Source organism: Actinomycetospora sp. ABD4_176 (assembly GCF_056311855.1).
The window spans coordinates 2,577,331-2,595,055 of record NZ_CM149974.1 but is presented as its reverse complement, the minus strand read 5'-3'; the positions used below and the strand labels follow the sequence as shown (position 1 = coordinate 2,595,055).

The following is a 17,725-nucleotide window of genomic DNA, read 5'->3' as shown; positions in this document are numbered from 1 at the left end:
CCTCGGGCCGGGCCCGTCTGTCCGTGTGGGATCGACCCACACAGGAGGCGGCACGATGCGGAACCTGATCTTCGGCATGAACGTGAGCGTGGACGGCTACGTCGCCGCGCCCGGCGACGACCTCGGCTGGAGCGCGCCGAGCGACGAGCTGTTCGGGTGGTGGCTCGAGCGGGAGCAGACGATCGGGACGTTCCTGTACGGGCGCCGACTGTGGGAGACCATGTCCTTCTGGTCGACCGCCGACCAGCAGCCGGGGGCCACCCCGGCGCACATCGCGTTCGCGCGGAACTGGCGGGAGACGCCGAAGGTGGTGTTCTCCTCGACGCTCGACGAGGTGGACGGGAACGCGCGCCTGGTCACCGGCGACGCGGTCGCGGAGGTCACCCGGCTCAAGGGCGAGGACGGCGCGCCGATGAGGGTCGGGGGCAGGACGCTCGCCGCCGCGGTGCTGCGGGCCGGCCTGGTCGACGAGTACGAGGTCGTCATCCACCCGGTCCTGCTCGGCGGCGGCACGCCGCTCTTCGGCCCACTGGACCAGTGGGTGGAGCTGGACCTGGTGGAGACGCGGACGTTCCCGGGTGGTGTGGTGCTCACCCGCTACGCGAGACGGTGAGCCCGGTCGGGCCACAGCGTCGCGTCACCGCGTCGCGGGGAGACTCAGCCAGGGCTTGCCGGCTGCGTCGAACCCGGTGAGCTCGGCGATCTGCCCGTCGACGACGTGCAGGACCGCGAGGGTGAACAGCCGGTACTCCGGGTCGCCGGGGGCGCGGCGGTACAGCGCGGCGGCGGGCATGCGGTTGAGCGTCGTGGCGGTGCAGCGCCAGTCGTCGTAGCCCTCCCCGAAGAGCCCCGCGGACACCCAGCCGTCCACCGCCTCCCGGGCCGTCCTGCTCACGGTGCCCGGGTCGGGCAGCATCGCGAAGCGCAGGTCCGCGCGCAGCAGGGAGGCCAGCCCGTCGAGGTCGTTGCGCTCGTGGGCGTCGATGTAGGCCGCCACCACGCCGCGCTCGTCGCTCGACAGCTCGTGGGTGGCGGGACTCCGCCAGTCGAGGCGACGGTCGGGCAGTTGCGCGCGCACCGTCACGCGCGCCCGCTGCAGGGCGTTGGTCACCGACCCGACGGTCACCTCGAGGGCCTCCGCCGTCGTCGACGCCGGCCAGCCGAGGACGTCGCGCAGGACGAACACCGCGCGCTGCCGCGGCGGCAGGTGCGCCACGGCGACGACGAACGCCAGCTCGATGGTCTCCCGCGCCACCACCGCCTCCTGCGGGTCCTCGGGCAGCATCCGGTCGGGGTACGGCTGCAGGTAGGGCACCTCGACCTCGACCTCGACCTCGAGGCCCGGCAGCCCGGACGGCACGGGTGTGCGGTCGGCGCGCTTCTCCAGGAAGTCGAGGCAGGCGTTCGTCGCGATCCGGTAGAGCCAGGTCCGTACCGTGGCGTGGCCCCGGAACGACTCCCGCTTGTTCCACGCCCGCAGGAACGTCTCCTGCGTCAGGTCCTGGGCGTCGTCGACGTTGGCGAGCATCCGGTAGCAGTGGACCTGCAGCTCACGGCGGTGGGGCTCCGTGACGAGGGCGAACCGCGCCGCGTCGCCCGCGCGGGCCGCGGCGATGAACGCGGCCTCGTCGGCGCCCGGCAGGCCGGTGTCGGTCATGGTCGGCGATCCTTCCAGCGTCGCGAGGGGACGCCAGGACCGACGACGGGGCGCGGGATTCCTGATCGGTGGCGCCGCCAGCTCGTGTCCCGCTCGGGCCGGCGGGGGCGGCGAGGGCCGGTGCGACCTGGGCGCCCCCGGCAGGATTCGAACCTGCGACACCGGCTTTAGGAGAGCCGTGCTCTATCCCCTGAGCTACGGGGGCCCGGGACCAGGGTAGCGGTCGCCCCGATCATCCCCTCCCGCCGTTTCGCACCGGCACCGATTCGGGAAACGCATCGTCACCGCTGGCTGAAGGCCGGCGGTCGGGACGGCTCCGCCGGCCGTTGAGCCAGCAGCACCGGCGGGGTCGTTACCGCTCGCACGCGGTGCGTGCGCGCTAGGACACCTCGGACGGCGCGGGCATCGCCTCGGCCGGCATCCGCGAGGACGGCACGTCGACCTGCCGCGAGCGCGCCGCGGCGTCGGCGAGGGCGCGGTGGAAGCGATCGGTCTCGGGGCCGCCGTCGGTGACGACCACCCGTGAGCCGCGCTCGGTGGCCCCGACGGGCGTGGACAGCAGGCCGATACCCGGCTCGGGCCCCTCGACGCGGGTGATCTCGAGCTGCGAGAGCCGGTGGAACGCGACCTGCGCGTCCGGGTCGGGCCCGTCGCGGTCGGGATCGCGGTCGGTGACCACGAGGACGTCGGGCGTGAGGAGCAGCTCGGTGGTCCGGCGGCGCGGACGACCGCGCCCGAACCACCCCGAGGTCCGGACGACCACGTCGGTGCGCACGGCGTGCGTCACCTCGGGCAGCGGGTCGCGGCCCAGCCCGCGGACCTCGGCCTGCTCCTGGATGAGCGAGATGGCGGCGGTCGGCAGGCTGTGCACGCCGATGACACGCGATGACGGCTGACGGTGGGTCCCCACGACACCCCTCCCCGGTGGGCGCCCGAGCCGGGGATCCGACACCCGGAGGTGCTCGCGACGCCGCACGGGTGAGTTCGGGGTGAATCAGGGGGGCGTTACACAGGACACCCGAGTGGGGGACGGTGGGGGCATGAGCGACCACGACGACGAGGCCGCCGACGACGTTGCCCGCGACCCGGACGTGGCGCGGGCCGCGGATCTCCTCGCGCGCGCCGAGCGGGTCACCGTGCTCACCGGCGCGGGGGTCTCCACCGACTCCGGCATCCCCGACTTTCGGGGGCCGCAGGGCGTCTGGACCCGCGACCCCTCGGCCGAGCGGCTCTCCACACTGCAGGCCTACGTCGCCGACCCCGAGGTGCGGCGCGAGTCGTGGCGCCAACGTGCCGTGCACCCGGTGTGGCGCGCGCGTCCCGGTCCCGCCCACACCGCGCTCGTCGACCTCGAGCGCTCCGGGCGGCTGCTCGCGCTGCTGACCCAGAACATCGACGAGCTGCACCAGGCGGCCGGGTCGTCGCCGGACCTCGTCGTCGAGCTGCACGGCACGGTGCACCACACGCAGTGCCTGTCGTGCGGCGCCCGGGCACCGATGCCCGAGACGCTCGCCCGCGTCGCGGCCGGCGAGGAGGACCCGCCGTGCGCGCTGTGCGGCGGCGTCCTCAAGTCCGCGACGATCTCGTTCGGCCAGGAGCTCGACGCGGGCGTGGTCATGCGCGCCCGCCGGGCCGCGGTGGAGGCCGACGTCCTGCTCGCCGCCGGGACGTCGCTGGGCGTCCACCCGGCGGCGGGCGTCGTCGACCTCGCGGCGGCGGCCGGTGCGGCGGTGGTCATCGTCAACGGCGAGCCGACGCCGTACGACGACCTCGCGACGGTCGTCCTCCGCGGCGGGACCGGCGAGCTCCTCCCGCGGCTCGTAACGGGCCTGCCCGCCGGTTAGCGCGGGCGGCGTCGTGGCTCGGCGACGTGCACCGGGAGACCGGGCTGTGCGGGCACACGGCGACGGGAGCACGATGCGCCCATGCCTTCCGTCGACCTCGCCCAGGTGCCGCAGCGTCTCGCGACCGGCGCCTTCATCCTCAACTCCGGCCTGCAGAAGTGGAGCGGCGACGAGGAGACCGCGTCCGGACTGCACGGCTTCGCGTCGGGCGCGTACCCGTTCCTCAAGGACATGGACCCGCCGACCTTCCTCAAGGCCCTCTCGGTGGGGGAGATGGCCGTCGGCGCCACGCTTCTCGCGCCGTTCGTCTCCGGCCGCGTCGCCGGCGCCGCGCTGACCGGCTTCTCGTCGGGCATGCTCGGCCTCTACCTGCGCGTGCCGGGGATGCACGACGGCAACCTCCGCCCGACCCAGCAGGGCACGCCCATCGCCAAGGACGTCTGGATGCTCGGCATCGGTGTGGCGCTCCTGCTCGGCACCGGGCGCCGGCGCGCGGAGAAGAAGGCCGAGAAGCGGGTGTGGAAGGCCGAGCGGCGGGCGGCACTGGCGGAGGCGAAGGTGTCGCAGACCGCGGCCCGGCTCGCAGAGGAGCGCGGTTGACACGCCCCGGATCGGTGACCCCGTCCCCATGACGGACGTGGCGGGCGTGACCGATGACGACCTCGGCGACCTCGGCCTCTTCGGTCCGACGTCGGTGACCTGGCGGGTGCAGCTGGAGCCGGTGCTGTGGGTGGCCGGGATGCGGGCGCTGCTGCTGCAGTCGCTGCACCCGCAGGTCATGCGGGCGACGTTCCAGAACTCGGCGCTGTTCGACCCGAAGAAGGCGTGGCCGCGCTTCCAGCGGACGGTCGGGTTCGTCGGCACCCGCACGTTCGGCTCGCGCGCCGACGTGGAGGAGGCGGGCTCGCGCGTCCGCCGCCTGCACTCCACCCTGCGCGGCCGCGACCCGGACGGCACCGAGATCGCCCTCGACGACCCGGAGAACCTGCTCTGGGTGCACAACGCCGAGATCGACTCGTACGTCGATGTGGCCCGTCGCGCCGGGGTCGTCGACGACGCCGAGGCCGACGCCTACGTCGCCGAGAGCGTGCGGGCCGCCGAGGTCGTGGGCCTCGACCCGGCCATCGTGCCGGCGTCGCGGACCGAGCTCGCCGCGTACTTCGAGCGCCTGCGCCCGCGGCTGGGGCTGACCGACGAGGCCCGCCGCGGCGTCGGGGGCCTGCTCACCCCGCAGCCCAGCGCGCCCACCGGGCTCGCGCTGACGCTGTCCTCGGTCGCCGCGATCTCGTTCTCGACGCTGCCGCGGTGGGCGCGGCGGATGTACGGGCTGCCGGGCCTGCCGACCACCGACCTGGGCGTCACCCTCGCCCTGCGCGCGCTCTACACGGCGACGACGCTGCTGCCCGACATCCCCGCGCCGCCGGATGTCGCCCGGGCCCGCCGGCTCGTCCGCGAGGCCCGCGCGGGCTGAGGTGACGGAGTCGCCCTGGTGTCGGCCCGGCGGCCATGCTGACATTCATGGTCAGGGGATCCCCCACGATCACCGCAGCGAGGAGGCACCCGTGGCCGTGACCGAGGCCTACATCGTCGACGCCGTCCGCACGCCGGTCGGCACCCGCAAGGGCGTGCTGGCCGACGTGCACCCCGCCGACCTGGGCGCGCACGCGCTGACGGCCCTGGTGGAGCGCACCGGCATCGACCCCGGCGCCGTCGAGGACGTCCTCATGGGCTGCGTCTCGCAGCTGGGCCCGCAGGCCGGCGTCATCGGGCGCACCGCGTGGCTCTCGGCCGGCTTCCCCGAGCACGTCCCCGGCACGACGATCAACCGCGCCTGCGGCTCCTCGCAGCAGGCCCTGCACTTCGCCGCGCAGGCGGTGCTGTCGGGCACCCAGGACATGGTGATCGCCGCGGGCGTGGAGAACATGGCGATCGTCCCCATCGACGCCAACGCCGCGGTGCTCGAGCGCATGGGCACCCGCCGCGAGGGCCCGGGCTGGATCGAGCGCTACGGCGAGCAGGAGATCAGCCAGTTCCGCGGTGCCCAGCTCATCGCCGAGAAGTGGGGCCTGCGCCGCCCGCAGCTCGAGGAGTTCGCGGTCGAGAGCCACCGCCGCGCCGCCCGCGCCACCGACGAGGGCCGCTTCACCGGCCAGATCGCGCCCCTGAACGGCCTCGACCGCGACGAGGGCATCCGCCCGGACGCGAACGTCGAGAAGATGTCGACGCTGCCGCCGTTGCGCGAGGGCTACGAGATCACCGCGGCGGTGTCCAGCCAGGTCTCGGTGGGCGCCGCGGCGCTGCTCGTCGTCTCCGAGGACGCGCTGCGCACCCACGGGCTGACGCCGATCGCCAAGGTCACGACGCTGTCGGTGGTCGGCGAGGACCCGGTGTTCATGCTGACGGGCCCGATCCCCGCCACGCGCGACGTCCTGCGGCGCGCGAAGCTCGCGATCGACGACATCGACCTGTTCGAGTGCAACGAGGCGTTCGCGCCCGTCGTGCTGGCGTGGGCGCAGGAGACCGGCGCGCCGCTGGAGCGCACCAACGTCAACGGCGGCGCCATCGCCATGGGCCACCCGCTCGGCGCCACCGGCGCGGTTCTCGCGACCAAGCTGATCCACGAGCTGCACCGCACCGGCGGCACCCGCGGCCTGCAGACGATGTGCGAGGGCGGCGGCCAGTCCAACGCGACGATCATCGAGCGGGTCTGACACCGTCGGCGCATGGAGCTGACTGATCGCGTCGCCGTCGTCACCGGGGCCGGCGGCGGTATCGGGCGGGCGCTGGTGGCCGCGCTGCGCGGGGCGGGCGCGCGGGTCGCGGCCACCGACCGGGACGGGGCGCTCGACGGCATGCGCGAGGGGGTCGACGCCGACCTCGTGCGTCCCCTCGACGTCACCGACGCGGACGCCACGGCGGCGATGCTCGCCGAGGTGGCGGGCGCGCTCGGGCCCGTCGACCTGTTCTTCGCCAACGCCGGCGTCGCCGCGGGTACCGACCCCGTCGAGACGCCCGACGACGTCTGGGACACGGTCCTCGACGTCAACGTCCGCGCGCACATCACCGCCGCGCGCCTGCTGCTGCCCGGCTGGCTCGAGCGCGGCGAGGGCTACTTCGTCGCGACCGCGTCGGCGGCGGGCCTGCTGACCCAGATCGGGTCGGCGCCCTACGCGGTGAGCAAGCACGCGGCGGTGGCGTTCGCCGAGTGGCTCTCGGTGACCTACGGCGCGCGCGGCGTCCGGGTCAGCACCGTCTGCCCCATGGGCGTGGCGACGCCGATGCTCGAGGTCGACCCGGGCGGCATGGGCTCGCGGGCCACCGGCGCGGTCCGGGCGGCCGGGGAGGTGCTGACCCCCGAGACGGTGGCCGACGCCGTCGTCGAGGGCGTGCGCCGCGAGGAGTTCCTCGTCCTGCCCCACCCGGAGGTCCTGACCTTCTTCCGACGCAAGGGCGACGACTACGAGCGGTGGCTCGCGGGGATGCGCCGGCTGCAGGACTCGCTGGGCTGACCGGCGACTCGTGCGCGGGCGCGCCCGGCTGCCAGGATGCCGCGCATGGCCGACGTGCTCGCCCTGGCTCGCGACGAGCGCGGCGACCTCGCCGACTTCCTCGCGACGCTCACCCCGGAGCAGTGGGACGCGCCGACGCTGTGCACGGGGTGGTCGGTGCGCGAGGTCGTCGCCCACGTCGTCAGCTACGACGTGCAGGGCATGTCGGGATTCCTGCGCATCCTGGCGCAGTCGGGCTTCTCCCCGGACCGCGCCAACCGCCGGGCCCTCGACGCCCTGCACGAGCTCGACCCCTGGAACCTCGTCGACCTGGTGCGCCGCTACCGCACGCCCGAGGGGCTCACGGCCCGGTTCGGCTACCGGATCGCGCTGACCGACGGCACCATCCACCACCAGGACATCCGCCGCCCGCTCGGCCTGCCGCGCACGATCCCGCCCGAGCGGCTGCGCGCGGTCCTCGCCTTCGCGGTCGTCGCCCCGCCCGTCCACGCGGCGCCCCGCATCCGCGGGCTGCGGCTGGTGGCCACCGACGTCGACTGGACCTGGGGGAAGGGCCCCGAGGTGACCGGTCCGGGCGAGGCGGTGCTGATGGCCGCGGCCGGCCGGGCCGACGCCCTCGACGAGCTCGACGGCCCGGGCGTGGGCACCCTGGCCGGCCGCGTGCGGACGTGATCGGCCCGACCTAGGGTCTCCGACGTGGACGTCCGCTTCTGGTTCGACCCGATCTGCCCCTTCTGCTGGATGACGAGCAAGTGGCTGCGCCTCGTCGCCGGCCAGCGCGACCTCGACATCGAGTGGCGCTTCATCTCGCTGCGCCTGGTCAACGCGGGGGTGGACTACGCCGCGCAGTTCCCAGCGGAGTACGAGGCGGGCCACACCGCCGGGCTGCGCGGGCTGCGGGTGGCGGCGCGGACGCGCAAGGAGCACGGCGCCGAGGCCCTCGACCGCCTGCAGGAGGCGTTCGGCCGCCACGTCTTCGAGCAGGAGCCGGTGCCCGACACCGCCGCTGCCCGCGAGGAGCAGGGCACCGACACCTTCCTCGCCGGCGTGCTCACCACCGCCGGCCTGCCCACGAGCCTCGCCGAGGCGGCCGACGACGACGCGTGGGACGAGGTCGTGCAGGCCGAGACCGACGAGGCGCTCGCCCTGACCGGCCGGGACGTCGGCACCCCGATCATCCAGGTCGACCCGCCGGACGGGCTCGCGTTCTTCGGCCCGGTGATCAGCCGCATGCCGACCGCGGAGCAGGCGGGCGAGCTGTGGGACCACGCCGTCGGGCTCGCCCGGTTCCCCGGCTTCGCCGAGCTCAAGCGCTCCCTGCGCGAGCAGCCGCAGCTGCCGTCGTTCGGCGTCTCGACCGACGAGGTGGGCGTGGTGGAGGACTGGCACGGCGGGAGCCGCCGCCAGCACCGGTGAGCGGGCTCAGTACACCGAGGGCTCAGTACACAGAGGGCTCAGTACACCGAGAGCTGGTAGTCCCCGCGCCCGTCGTCCCAGTCCATCGTGACGAGGTCACGGGCGCGGGCGGCGCGGGCGAAGGCCAGGAAGTTCGAGAACCCGTATCGCTTCTCCGAGAACCCCGGCTCCCGCTTGCGCATCTGGTCCTTGAGGCCCGAGAGCTGGGGCGGGGCGCCCGCGGCCTCCTCGAGGTCGCGCACCGTGGTGGCGAAGAGGGCGAAGGCCTCGTCCTCGGCCGAGGCGTCCTCGGGGAACGCGACCTCGGGGTCGCCGGCCGCCGTGCCCGGGGCGAGGGCGAGGACGCCGCGGTGCTCGAGGTGGCGCAGGAGCTCACCGAAGCCGCGGAAGCCGTGGTCGCCCTCGTCGAACGTGGGGTCCTTGCGCAGGATCGCGCGCTTGAGCGTCGACGCGCGCACCGGCCCGTCGGTGGCCCGCGCCAGCCCCGCGAGGGTGCTGGTGACGACGGCGGCGAGGTCGGGGTCGGACGTCGGGGGAGTGGCCTCCTCGACCGGCTCGGGGACCTCCGCTCCGGGGGCCTCCGGCTCGACGGGTTCCGGAGCGGCGGCCGGTGTGGTCGGGCGGCGCCGGGACGGGCGCGCCGGGACCGGGCGGGCCTCGACACCGGGCAGCCGGTCGTAGAAGAGGAACTCGTCGCACGCCGCGGGCAGCAGCTTCGAGGTGGACGACTGCACGCCGATGCCGATGACGCGCTTGTCCATCTCGCGCAGCTTGTGCATGAGCGGGGTGAAGTCGGAGTCGCCGGTGCCGATCGCGAAGGTGGTGACGAACCCGCGCTCGTAGGCGAGCTCGATCGCGTCGACGGCCATCTTGATGTCCGCGGCGTTCTTCCGTGACCCGCCGATCCGCTGCGGGATCTCGATCAGCTCGACCTGGGCGCGCGCGAGCAGGCGCCGGTCCTCGTCGAACGCCGACCAGTCGCCGTAGGCGCGGCGCGTGACGACCCGCCCGCGCTCGGCCAGCGCGTCGGCGACCGGGCCGAAGTCGAACGGGGACACCCCCAGCCCGTCCCGCGCCCCGATGGCGAGGTTCTCGTAGTCGAGGAACAGGGCGATGCGTTCGTCCTCGGGTGCCACCGGGGCAGCGTAGGCCCCTGGTCCGGACAGCGGTCCGGGCGTGACGATTGGGTTGCAAGCCTTGCGTGCTCGGATAGTACGTGCTCGGATTGACGCGGAGGTGGTCGACCGATGGACCAGAACCTGTTCAACGACATCTGCCTGCAGCAGCTGCGGCTCTCCGGGGTGCACGAGGGCGAGACCGTCGCCGTGCTGACCCGCGGCGCCGAGCGCGGGGAGTACGCCGACGCGTTCCTGTGGGCGGCGCAGCAGCTCGGCGCGGCGACCTTCCACCTGCGCCTGCCCCCGCCCGCCAGCGCGTCGGGCGCGTGGGCCGTCGGCGACTCCGGCCTCGGGGACATCCCGCTGGCCGTCGAGGCGCTGAAGTCGGTCGACATGCTCGTCGACTGCACGTTCCTGCTCTTCTCGCCCGAGCAGTTCGCGATCCAGGACGCCGGCACCCGCATCCTCACTGCCGTCGAGCCGCCCGAGCTGCTGGCCCGCCTCATGCCGACCACCGAGCTGCGCGAGCGCGTCGAGTACGGCGCCGACCTGCTGGCCAAGGCGCAGACGATGCGCATCACCAGCCCCGCGGGCACCGACGTCACCTACCGCCTCGGCGTCTACCCGACGATGAGCGAGTACGGCTACACCGACACCCCCGGGCGCTGGGACCACTGGCCCGCCGCGTTCGTGTTCACCGGCGGCGCCGACGACGGCGTCGACGGGCAGATCGTGCTCTCGCCGGGCGACGTGCTGCTGCCGTTCAACACCTACGTGCAGACGCCGGTGACGCTGACGATCGAGCAGGGGTTCATCCGGGACATCCGCGGCCAGGACGGTGGATTCAGCCTGGACGCCGAACTGCTCTCGTCCTACATCCAGAGCTTCGACGACCCGCGCGGCTACGGCATGTCGCACGTCGGCTGGGGTCTCGACGAGCGCGCCCACTGGCACGGCCTGACGCAGTTTCCCGGTGGCATGGGCATGGAACTGCGCAGCTTCTACGGCAACGTCATGTTCTCCATCGGACCGAACAACGAGCTCGGCGGCCCGAACGACACCCCGTGCCACTTCGACATCCCGATGCGCGGCAACTCGCTCTACCTGGACGACGAGCTCGTCGTCGACGCCGGCGAGCTGACGATCCCCGAGATGCGTCCTACCGTGAAGCGATGACGGACCACCACATCGGGATGATCGTCCCGAGCTCCAACCTGACGATGGAGACCGAGCTCCCGCGCATGCTCGCTGCGCGGGAGCGGGTGCTGCCCGACGACCGGTTCGTCTTCCACGCCGCCCGGGCGCGCATGCAGCACGTGACGCCCGAGCAGCTCAAGGCGATGAACACCCAGGCGGCCCGCGCGGCCACCGAGCTCGCCGACGCCCGCCCCGACGTCGTCGCCACCGCGTGCCTGGTCGCGATCATGGCTCAGGGACCCGGGTTCCACTGCACCGCCGAGGACGACATCACCGCGGCACTGCGGGCCGAGGGATCGTCGGCCCCGGTCGTCTCGAGCGCGGGGGCCCTGCTCTCGGGCATCGCGGCGCTCGGGGCGAAGCGCGTGGCGATCGTGACGCCCTACATGGAGCCGCTGACCCAGGCCGTCGTGGCGTACCTGGAGGACGCGGGAGTCGAGGTCGCCGACTCGCTGTCGCTGCAGGTGCCCGACAACCTCGCCGTCGCCCGGCTCGACCCGCAGGACCTGCGGGAGCACCACAAGAAGGTCGACCTCACCGGCGCCGACGCCCTGGTGCTCTCGGCATGCGTGCAGATGCCCTCGCTGCCGGTGATCGAGGCGGTGCAGGACGAGGTGGGCCTGCCGGTGCTCTCCGCGGCCACGGCGACGACCTTCCGCATCCTGTCCTCGCTGGGCCTCTCCACGCGCGTGCCGGACGCCGGCGCGCTGCTGAGCGGGTCGGTCACCGACCCGGGGGACGTGACGCGGGCGGCGTGACCCGTCGCGGTCGGTGGTGGTGATCGGAGGGCACCTCCGCTCGGGTGGATCGAGCGGAGGTGCCCTCCGATCAGATCAGGGCGCGCAGGGCGTCGCGCACGACCTGCAGCGCGGCGGCGGGGTCGTCCCAGAACACCATGTGCCCCGTGCCCGGGACCTCGACGACCGAGGCCTCCGGGTTGGCCTTCGCGGCCTCCTCGGCGCCGGCGGCGGTGACCACCGGGCTGTCCCCGCCGTACACGAGCACGGTCGGGGCGGGCACCGAGGGCCAGATCGCGAAGAAGTCCTCGGACTCGAAGCCCGCATGGGTGGCGACGATCGCGTCCCGCGAGATCGACCCCATCCACCGGGCGCGCAGCTCCTGCTCGCGGCGGGGCCAGCGGGGCCAGGACCGCGCGACCTCGTCGGCGTCGGTGCCACGGCGGGCCTGGTCGAGCTGGCCGAGGAACGCCTCGAGCGTCGTCGGGTAGGGGCCACGGCCGGGCCCGCTCATCGGGGGGTCGACGAGGACCGAGCCGTGCACGCCGACCCGGCCGGCAGCCGCGGTGGCCGCGACGATGCGGGCGCCCATCGAGTGCCCGAGCAGGATCGGGCGCTCCAGGCGCAGCCCGCGCACGACGGCCTCGACGTCACGGGCGTAGGTGTCGAGGTCGTACGCGTCCCCGTTGTCCGACAGGCCGCGGCCGCGGACGTCGAGGACGATCGGGCGCACGAGGTCGGTGAGCCCGCGCACGACGAAGTCCATGCTGATCGCCGGGCTCGTGATGCCCGGGACGACGACGAGCGGCGGGCGCCCCTCGGGGCCGTAGTCGAGCAGGTGCAGCAGCGGGCCGCGCGAGCGGATCCAGCGGCTGTCGGCCGGGAGCTCGCCGAGGTCGGCGAGCGCCGGCTGGGACAGGACGCGGCGGTCGGCGGGCTCGGGCTGGGTCACGTGTCGGCCTTCCGGAAGGGGTCGTCGAGGTACGACACGGCGTCGTCGAGGCCGACGACGTCGGCGTACTTCGCCTGCAGGTCGAACAGTGCCGCATCGTGCGGGGCCCGCGCGCGGTCGCCGCAGGCGTCGGCGACGACGAGGGTGTCGAAGCCGGACTGGACGGCGTCCACCGCGCTCGCGCGCACGCAGCCCGAGGTGGTGGCGCCGCAGATCACGGCCGTGTCGACGTGCAGGCCGGTGAGCAGGGACGCCAGCCCCGAGCCGTGGAAGGCCGAGGCGCCCTTCTTGACGATCAGCGGGTCGTGCTCCCGGCGGTCGAGGCGCGGGTCGAGGGCGACGGCCTCGCTGCCCTCGCGCAGGGTGCGCATGCCGGGAGCCTTGCGCAGCCAGGCGACGGCGTCGCCGTCGGCCTCGGCGGGCGTGTAGCTGATGACGGTCCAGACGACCGGCGCGCCGCCCCGGCGGGCGGCCTCGACGAGGCGGTCGGTGGCCTCCACCTCGGCGGTCAGGTCGGAGCCCGACGGGAACGCGGCCTCGGTGAAGCCGCGGGTGAGGTCGACGACGACCAGCGCCGGGCGCGGTCCCCGGAGCACGGCGGCGCCGAAGCCGGCGCGGGCGTAGACGGCGTCGACGGTGTGCTCAGCGGCCACGGCGCAGCTCCTCGATCAGGTCCTTCTGCCCGCGCAGGCGCCCGAGCAGGTAGCCCTGGACGACGCCGAACGCCGCGGCGCCGGCCAGCGCGGCCCAGCGGCCGGCGTTCGGGGGGAGGAGCATCGCCAGGCCGTCGAGGGCCTGACCGTCGTCGGTCGGCGGCGTCCCTCGGCTCGGCGTGTCGCCCGGCGAGGTTGTGGCGATCCTGGCTTCAGACGCCAGCGATGCCGCATCGCTCGTACTCCCGGACAGCTCGCCGGCGAGGTTGCGGGCGAACTGGTCGAGCAGGCGGCTGGAGACCGTGGTGATCGCGCCCTTGCCGAACTGCGCGATCTTGCCCCGGACGAGCAGGTCGGTGTGCAGGTCGAGGATCGAGCCGCCGGCGGCCTCGGCCACCGACAGCACGACGTCGGCCTCGGCGTCGCCGGCGCCGTGGGCGTCCGACGCCCGGGCCGACAGGCGCAGCGTGCGCTGCTCGGGCAGGATCTCGGTGAACCGCAGCGTGCCCGCGTAGGCGGCGCTGATCGGCCCGACCTTGACCTTCACCCGGCCCCGGTAGGCCTCGCCGTCGCGGCCCTCGAGCGTCGCGCCCGGCAGGCAGCCCGCGACCCGCTCCACGTCGTTCAGCAGCGCGAACACCGCGTCCGGCGCGGCCGGCACGTCGAGGTGGTTGTCCAGGATCACGCGCTCGTCTCCCGTCGGGAACAGGCCGTCGCGTGGACCGCGTCGACGATGGTCTGGTAGCCCGTGCAGCGGCACAGGTTCGCCGAGAGCGCCTCGCGGATGTCCTCCCGCGTGGCGTCCGGCTGCTCGGCCAGCACGCCCTCGGCGAGCATGAGGAAGCCGGGGGTGCAGAAGCCGCACTGCAGGGCGTGGTGGTCGCCGAAGGCCTGCTGCAGGTCGGAGAGCTCGCCGTCCCGGGCGAGCGACTCGACCGTGCGCACGTCGGCGCCCTCGGCCTGCACCGCGAACACCAGGCACGCCCGCGTGGGGGCGCCGTCGACGAGCACGGTGCACGCCCCGCACACCCCGTGCTCGCAGCCGACGTGGGTGCCGGTGAGGCGCAGGTCGTGGCGCAGGACGTCGGCGAGCGTGCGCCGCGGTTCGACGACGACCTCGTGCTCGGCGCCGTTGACCGCGAGCGTCAGCAGGTGCGGGTCGTTCACGGTGCGGCTCACGGCGTGCCCTCCAGCGCGTCCAGGACCGTTCCGGGGTGGATCGGGGTGGTGTCGAGCTCGACGCCGGTGTGGCGCAGGGCGTCGTTGACGGCGTTGAGCACCGCCGCGGGCGCGCCGATCGTGCCGCCCTCGCCGGCGCCCTTCGCCCCGTTGGCGGTGAACGCGCACGGCGTCTCCAGGTGCGCGATCGAGACGTCGGGGATCTCGGTGGCGGTGGGCACGAGGTAGTCGATGAACGACGCGGCCGACGGCTCGCCGTGGCTGTCGTAGGTGACCTCCTCGAACAGCGCGCCCGCGATGCCCTGCGCGATGCCGCCGCGGCACTGCCCCTCGACGACCTGCGGATGGACGACGACGCCGCAGTCCTCGACGCAGACGTAGCGCAGGATGCGCACCTGCCCGGTGCCCGGGTCGGCCTCGACCACCACGGCGTGCGTGGCGTTCGAGAACGTGCCGTCGCCGGGGACGTCGAAGCTCGCGGTGGCCGTCAGCGTCGGGTCGACGTCCTTGGGCAGCAGGTGCGCGCGCAGGTGGGCGACGTCGGCGATGTCGGCGAACGACAGCCGCCGCGAAGGGTCGTCGAGCGCGACCACGCCGCCGTCGCCGTCGAGCGCGACGTTCTCGGGTCGGGTCTCGAGCAGGTGCGCGGCGATGCGGCAGAGCAGCTCGCCGAGCCGCTCGGAGGCCAGCGCGACCGCCGAGCCGCCGATCGTCACCGACCGCGACGCGAACGTGCCCCACCCGTAGGAGATGCGCTCGGTGTCGCCCTGGCGCAGCTTGACGTGCTCGGGGTGCAGGCCCAGCCGGTCGGCGACGATCTGCGCGAACGTCGTCTCGTGCGACTGCCCGTGGTTCATCGTGCCGCTGGTGACGACCACCGAGCCGGTGGTGTCCATGCGGATCTCGGAGATGTCGAAGCCGGGCACCACGGTCATCTTGCGCTTGGCGAACGCCTCGGAGCCGTAGCCGGTGCGCTCGGAGAAGCAGCAGAAGCCGATGCCGAGGTGGCGGTCACCCCGCTCCCGCGCCTCGTACCAGCCCTCCTCGCGGATCGTGGCCTCGGCGAGGTCGAGCGACTCGCGGTAGGTGCCCGGGTCGTAGGTGACGCCGTTGATCCCCGTGTACGGGAACTCGGTGATGACGTTGCGGCGCCGCACCTCCACCGGGTCCAGGCCCAGCTCGCGGGCGGCGCGCTCCATGACCCGCTCGATGGCCGTCACGTACTGCGGACGGCTCACCCCGCGGTAGGGCGCAGTCGGGGCCTTGGTGCTGGTGATCGCCCGGCCGCGCACGCGGTAGGCGGGCACCCGGTAGACGCTGGGCATCTCTGCGGAGGCCATGAGCGGCTCGATACCGGCGGTGAAGGGGTAGCAGGAGTAGGCGCCCATGTCGCAGACGACGTCGACGTCGAGCGCGGTGATGTGCCCGTCGGCGTCGAACGCCGCGCGCGTGCGGTAGGTCTGCTCGCGGGCGAGGAAGCCCGCCGTCAGGGCCTCGCGCCGGTCCTCGACCCACTTCACGGGACGGTCCAGACGCCGCGCCGCCGCGGCCACCGCGATCTCCTCGCGGCCGACGACGCACTTCTGCCCGAAGCCGCCGCCCATGTCCGGGACCGTGACGCGCACGGTGCGCTCGGGGATCCCGAGCGAGCGGGCGAGCACGGTGCGGACCTGGTGGGGCACCTGGGTGCACGTCTGCACGAGCAGCTGGTCGTCGCGGGCGTCCCACGCCGCCACCGCGCCGCGGGTCTCCAGCGGCAGCGCGTTCTGCCGGCCGCTGCGCGTCGTCACCTCGACCGTGCAGCCTCGATGGGTCGAGCTCCGCTCCGCTTCGTCTCCCTCGGCGTCGGTGAACGCCTCGTCGACGCCCGGTGTGTCGAACATCGACACGTCGAGCAGGACGTTGTCCGGCGCCTCCTCGTGCACCACCGCCGCACCCGGGGCCAGCGCGCCCTCGGCGGACGTGACGGCGTCGAGGACGTCGTAGGACACCTGCGCGGCCTCGATCCCGTCCTCCACCGCGTAGGGGTCGGACGCGACGACCAGCGCCAGCGGCTCGCCGACGAATCGGACCTTGCCCTTCGCGAGCACCGGCATCGCGGTCGGCGTGAACTCCTCGGCCGGGCGGTCGAGGATCGCGACGATGTCGCCGAGCCCGAGGTCGGCGGCGTCGAACGCGGCGACGACGCCGGGCACCGCGCGGGTGGCGTCGAGGTCGAGGGCGGTGAGGTGGGCGTGCGCGACGGTCGCGCGCACGAAGCCCGCGTGCAGCATCCCGGGCAGCGCGATGTCGTCGACGAAGCGGCCGCGGCCGGTGAGCAGGCGCGGGTCCTCGCGCCGCGGCACCGACGCGCCCACCCAGCGGCCCCGCCGGCCGTCGAAGCGCGGCTCGTCGGGGACGTGCTCGTGACCGGCGGACAGGGGGTGGACCGGGCGGTCGGGGTCGGCGGCCTCGTGGGGGGCGAGGTGGTCGGGCACGCCGGGCAGGCCAGTGGTGGTCAGGTCCGTCATCGCTGCGCCTCCTGCGGTTCCCTCGCGGCCTGCCGGCAGGCGTCCGCGACGAGGGTGCGGGTGAGCCGGCGGCGGTAGGTGGCGGTGGTCTGCGGGTCGTCCGGCGGGTCGATCGCCGCGGCGGCGGCGTCGGCGACCGCCGCGACCAGCGCGTCGTCCCCGGCGTCGCCCCCGGCCGCGAGCACCGCCTCGGCCTCGGGCACGCGAACCGGGGCGGGCGCCACGCCGCCGAGGACGACGCGCCCGCCGGTGACGCGCTCGCCGTCGAGGTCCAGGGCGACGGCGGCGTCGACGATCGCGAAGTCGCCGTGGCGGCGGGCGAACTCCGTGAGCGCGGCGTGCGGGGCGGGGCGGGTGAAGCGGACCTCGACGACGACCTCGTCGGGCTCGACGGCCGTGGCGTAGAAGCCGTGGAAGAGCTCGTCGGCGGGGATCTCGCGGCGCCCGCCCGGGCCCTCGGCGACGACGACCGCGTCGAGCAGCAGCGCGAGCAGGCACCACTCGGCGGTGGCGTCGCCGTGCACGAGGCTCCCGGCGACGGTGCCGCGGCTGCGGATCGGCAGGTGACCGACCCAGCGCATGGCGCGGGCGAGCACGGCGAAGCCCGGGGGCAGCGCCGCGGTCTCGACGGCGTGGTGGGTGACCAGCGCGCCGAGGGTGAGCGCACCGGCCTCCTCGCGGATCGCGGTCATCGCCGGCACCCGGCGCAGCGGGCCGAGGTCGACCAGCGCCGAGGGCCGGGCGAGACGGAAGGTCATCATCGGCATGAGGCTCTGCCCGCCGGCGATGATCTTCGGGTCCTCGCCCGCGGCGGCGAGGCCGGTGAGCAGGCCGACGGCGTCCGCGACGTCGTGCGCGCGGTGGTAGCTGAACGCGGCGGGCTTCACGGCCGCGGGCCTCCTCGGGGCACTCGGGCGGGCTCTCGGGTGGTCTTCAGGGATTTGGCGAAGGGC

At 74.4% G+C, this 17,725-nt stretch carries 19 protein-coding genes and 1 tRNA gene; 10 read left to right on the top strand and 10 right to left on the bottom strand.

What is annotated here, in order from left to right; all coding sequences use genetic code 11:
• The first annotated feature begins 55 nt into the window (after positions 1 to 55).
• Positions 56 to 613 carry a dihydrofolate reductase family protein gene (locus tag ACYX4T_RS12545; protein ID WP_476014820.1) on the top strand — a complete coding sequence of 186 codons (558 nt, stop codon included), beginning with the start codon at positions 56 to 58 and terminating at the stop codon, positions 611 to 613.
• Between the two features lie 24 nt (positions 614 to 637).
• Here the strand turns inward: ACYX4T_RS12545 and ACYX4T_RS12540 are convergent, their stop codons facing one another.
• The 3 genes from ACYX4T_RS12540 to ACYX4T_RS12530 all read right to left on the bottom strand — a co-directional run bounded on the left by ACYX4T_RS12540 (position 638) and on the right by ACYX4T_RS12530 (position 2,528).
• Positions 638 to 1,657 (bottom strand): RNA polymerase subunit sigma-70, encoded by a 1,020-nt coding sequence (locus ACYX4T_RS12540; protein ID WP_476014819.1) that lies wholly within the window; start codon positions 1,655 to 1,657, stop codon positions 638 to 640.
• Between the two features lie 132 nt (positions 1,658 to 1,789).
• Positions 1,790 to 1,862, bottom strand: a tRNA-Arg gene (locus ACYX4T_RS12535).
• Between the two features lie 174 nt (positions 1,863 to 2,036).
• Positions 2,037 to 2,528, bottom strand: a complete 492-nt coding sequence (locus ACYX4T_RS12530) for a hypothetical protein (RefSeq protein ID WP_476014818.1) — start codon at positions 2,526 to 2,528, stop codon at positions 2,037 to 2,039.
• Positions 2,529 to 2,697: 169 nt separating this feature from the next.
• Between ACYX4T_RS12530 and ACYX4T_RS12525 the strand changes: the two genes are divergently transcribed.
• The 7 genes from ACYX4T_RS12525 to ACYX4T_RS12495 all read left to right on the top strand — a co-directional run bounded on the left by ACYX4T_RS12525 (position 2,698) and on the right by ACYX4T_RS12495 (position 8,426).
• Complete coding sequence (locus tag ACYX4T_RS12525) at positions 2,698 to 3,501, top strand: SIR2 family NAD-dependent protein deacylase (protein ID WP_476014817.1); 804 nt, start codon at positions 2,698 to 2,700, stop codon at positions 3,499 to 3,501.
• Positions 3,502 to 3,582: 81 nt separating this feature from the next.
• Positions 3,583 to 4,101, top strand: coding sequence for a hypothetical protein (locus tag ACYX4T_RS12520; protein ID WP_476014816.1), 519 nt, complete (start codon positions 3,583 to 3,585; stop codon positions 4,099 to 4,101).
• Positions 4,102 to 4,147: 46 nt separating this feature from the next.
• Complete coding sequence (locus ACYX4T_RS12515) at positions 4,148 to 4,972, top strand: oxygenase MpaB family protein (protein ID WP_476014815.1); 825 nt, start codon at positions 4,148 to 4,150, stop codon at positions 4,970 to 4,972.
• A gap of 97 nt (positions 4,973 to 5,069) precedes the next feature.
• The gene (locus tag ACYX4T_RS12510; RefSeq protein ID WP_476015266.1) at positions 5,070 to 6,212 is read left to right on the top strand and encodes an acetyl-CoA C-acyltransferase; all 1,143 of its coding nucleotides are present in this window, start codon (positions 5,070 to 5,072) and stop codon (positions 6,210 to 6,212) included.
• A gap of 12 nt (positions 6,213 to 6,224) precedes the next feature.
• Positions 6,225 to 7,010 carry an SDR family oxidoreductase gene (locus tag ACYX4T_RS12505; protein WP_476014814.1) on the top strand — a complete coding sequence of 262 codons (786 nt, stop codon included), beginning with the start codon at positions 6,225 to 6,227 and terminating at the stop codon, positions 7,008 to 7,010.
• A 45-nt stretch (positions 7,011 to 7,055) separates the two neighbouring features.
• Positions 7,056 to 7,682, top strand: coding sequence for a maleylpyruvate isomerase family mycothiol-dependent enzyme (locus tag ACYX4T_RS12500; protein WP_476014813.1), 627 nt, complete (start codon positions 7,056 to 7,058; stop codon positions 7,680 to 7,682).
• A 24-nt stretch (positions 7,683 to 7,706) separates the two neighbouring features.
• On the top strand, positions 7,707 to 8,426 hold the full coding sequence (locus ACYX4T_RS12495; protein WP_476014812.1) for a mycothiol-dependent nitroreductase Rv2466c family protein: 720 nt from the start codon (positions 7,707 to 7,709) through the stop codon (positions 8,424 to 8,426).
• A 38-nt stretch (positions 8,427 to 8,464) separates the two neighbouring features.
• Here the strand turns inward: ACYX4T_RS12495 and ACYX4T_RS12490 are convergent, their stop codons facing one another.
• Complete coding sequence (locus ACYX4T_RS12490; protein WP_476014811.1) at positions 8,465 to 9,562, bottom strand: NYN domain-containing protein; 1,098 nt, start codon at positions 9,560 to 9,562, stop codon at positions 8,465 to 8,467.
• A gap of 111 nt (positions 9,563 to 9,673) precedes the next feature.
• On the opposite strand from ACYX4T_RS12490, the gene ACYX4T_RS12485 reads away from it, so the two are divergent.
• Together ACYX4T_RS12485 and ACYX4T_RS12480 are read left to right on the top strand one after the other, a co-directional pair.
• A complete protein-coding gene (locus ACYX4T_RS12485) occupies positions 9,674 to 10,720 on the top strand; it encodes a 2,5-dihydroxypyridine 5,6-dioxygenase NicX family protein (RefSeq protein ID WP_476014810.1) in 1,047 nt (348 codons plus the stop codon).
• A complete protein-coding gene (locus tag ACYX4T_RS12480; protein ID WP_476014809.1) occupies positions 10,717 to 11,499 on the top strand; it encodes a maleate cis-trans isomerase family protein in 783 nt (260 codons plus the stop codon). Before ACYX4T_RS12485 ends, ACYX4T_RS12480 begins: the two co-directional genes overlap by 4 nt.
• 70 nt (positions 11,500 to 11,569) lie before the next feature.
• On the opposite strand, the gene ACYX4T_RS12475 is transcribed toward ACYX4T_RS12480, so the two are convergent.
• Genes ACYX4T_RS12475 through ACYX4T_RS12450 form a run of 6 tightly spaced genes read right to left on the bottom strand, consistent with a single transcriptional unit; the run spans position 11,570 to position 17,659 of the window.
• On the bottom strand, positions 11,570 to 12,430 hold the full coding sequence (locus ACYX4T_RS12475; protein ID WP_476014808.1) for an alpha/beta fold hydrolase: 861 nt from the start codon (positions 12,428 to 12,430) through the stop codon (positions 11,570 to 11,572).
• The gene (locus ACYX4T_RS12470) at positions 12,427 to 13,083 is read right to left on the bottom strand and encodes an isochorismatase family protein (protein WP_476014807.1); all 657 of its coding nucleotides are present in this window, start codon (positions 13,081 to 13,083) and stop codon (positions 12,427 to 12,429) included. Before ACYX4T_RS12470 ends, ACYX4T_RS12475 begins: the two co-directional genes overlap by 4 nt.
• Positions 13,073 to 13,768 (bottom strand): SRPBCC family protein, encoded by a 696-nt coding sequence (locus tag ACYX4T_RS12465; protein WP_476014806.1) that lies wholly within the window; start codon positions 13,766 to 13,768, stop codon positions 13,073 to 13,075. Before ACYX4T_RS12465 ends, ACYX4T_RS12470 begins: the two co-directional genes overlap by 11 nt.
• The gene (locus tag ACYX4T_RS12460; protein WP_476015265.1) at positions 13,765 to 14,250 is read right to left on the bottom strand and encodes a (2Fe-2S)-binding protein; all 486 of its coding nucleotides are present in this window, start codon (positions 14,248 to 14,250) and stop codon (positions 13,765 to 13,767) included. Before ACYX4T_RS12460 ends, ACYX4T_RS12465 begins: the two co-directional genes overlap by 4 nt.
• Positions 14,251 to 14,258: 8 nt before the next feature.
• Complete coding sequence (locus tag ACYX4T_RS12455; protein WP_476014805.1) at positions 14,259 to 16,772, bottom strand: xanthine dehydrogenase family protein molybdopterin-binding subunit; 2,514 nt, start codon at positions 16,770 to 16,772, stop codon at positions 14,259 to 14,261.
• Positions 16,769 to 17,659 carry an FAD binding domain-containing protein gene (locus ACYX4T_RS12450; RefSeq protein ID WP_476014804.1) on the bottom strand — a complete coding sequence of 297 codons (891 nt, stop codon included), beginning with the start codon at positions 17,657 to 17,659 and terminating at the stop codon, positions 16,769 to 16,771. Before ACYX4T_RS12450 ends, ACYX4T_RS12455 begins: the two co-directional genes overlap by 4 nt.
• Positions 17,660 to 17,725: the final 66 nt, after the last annotated feature.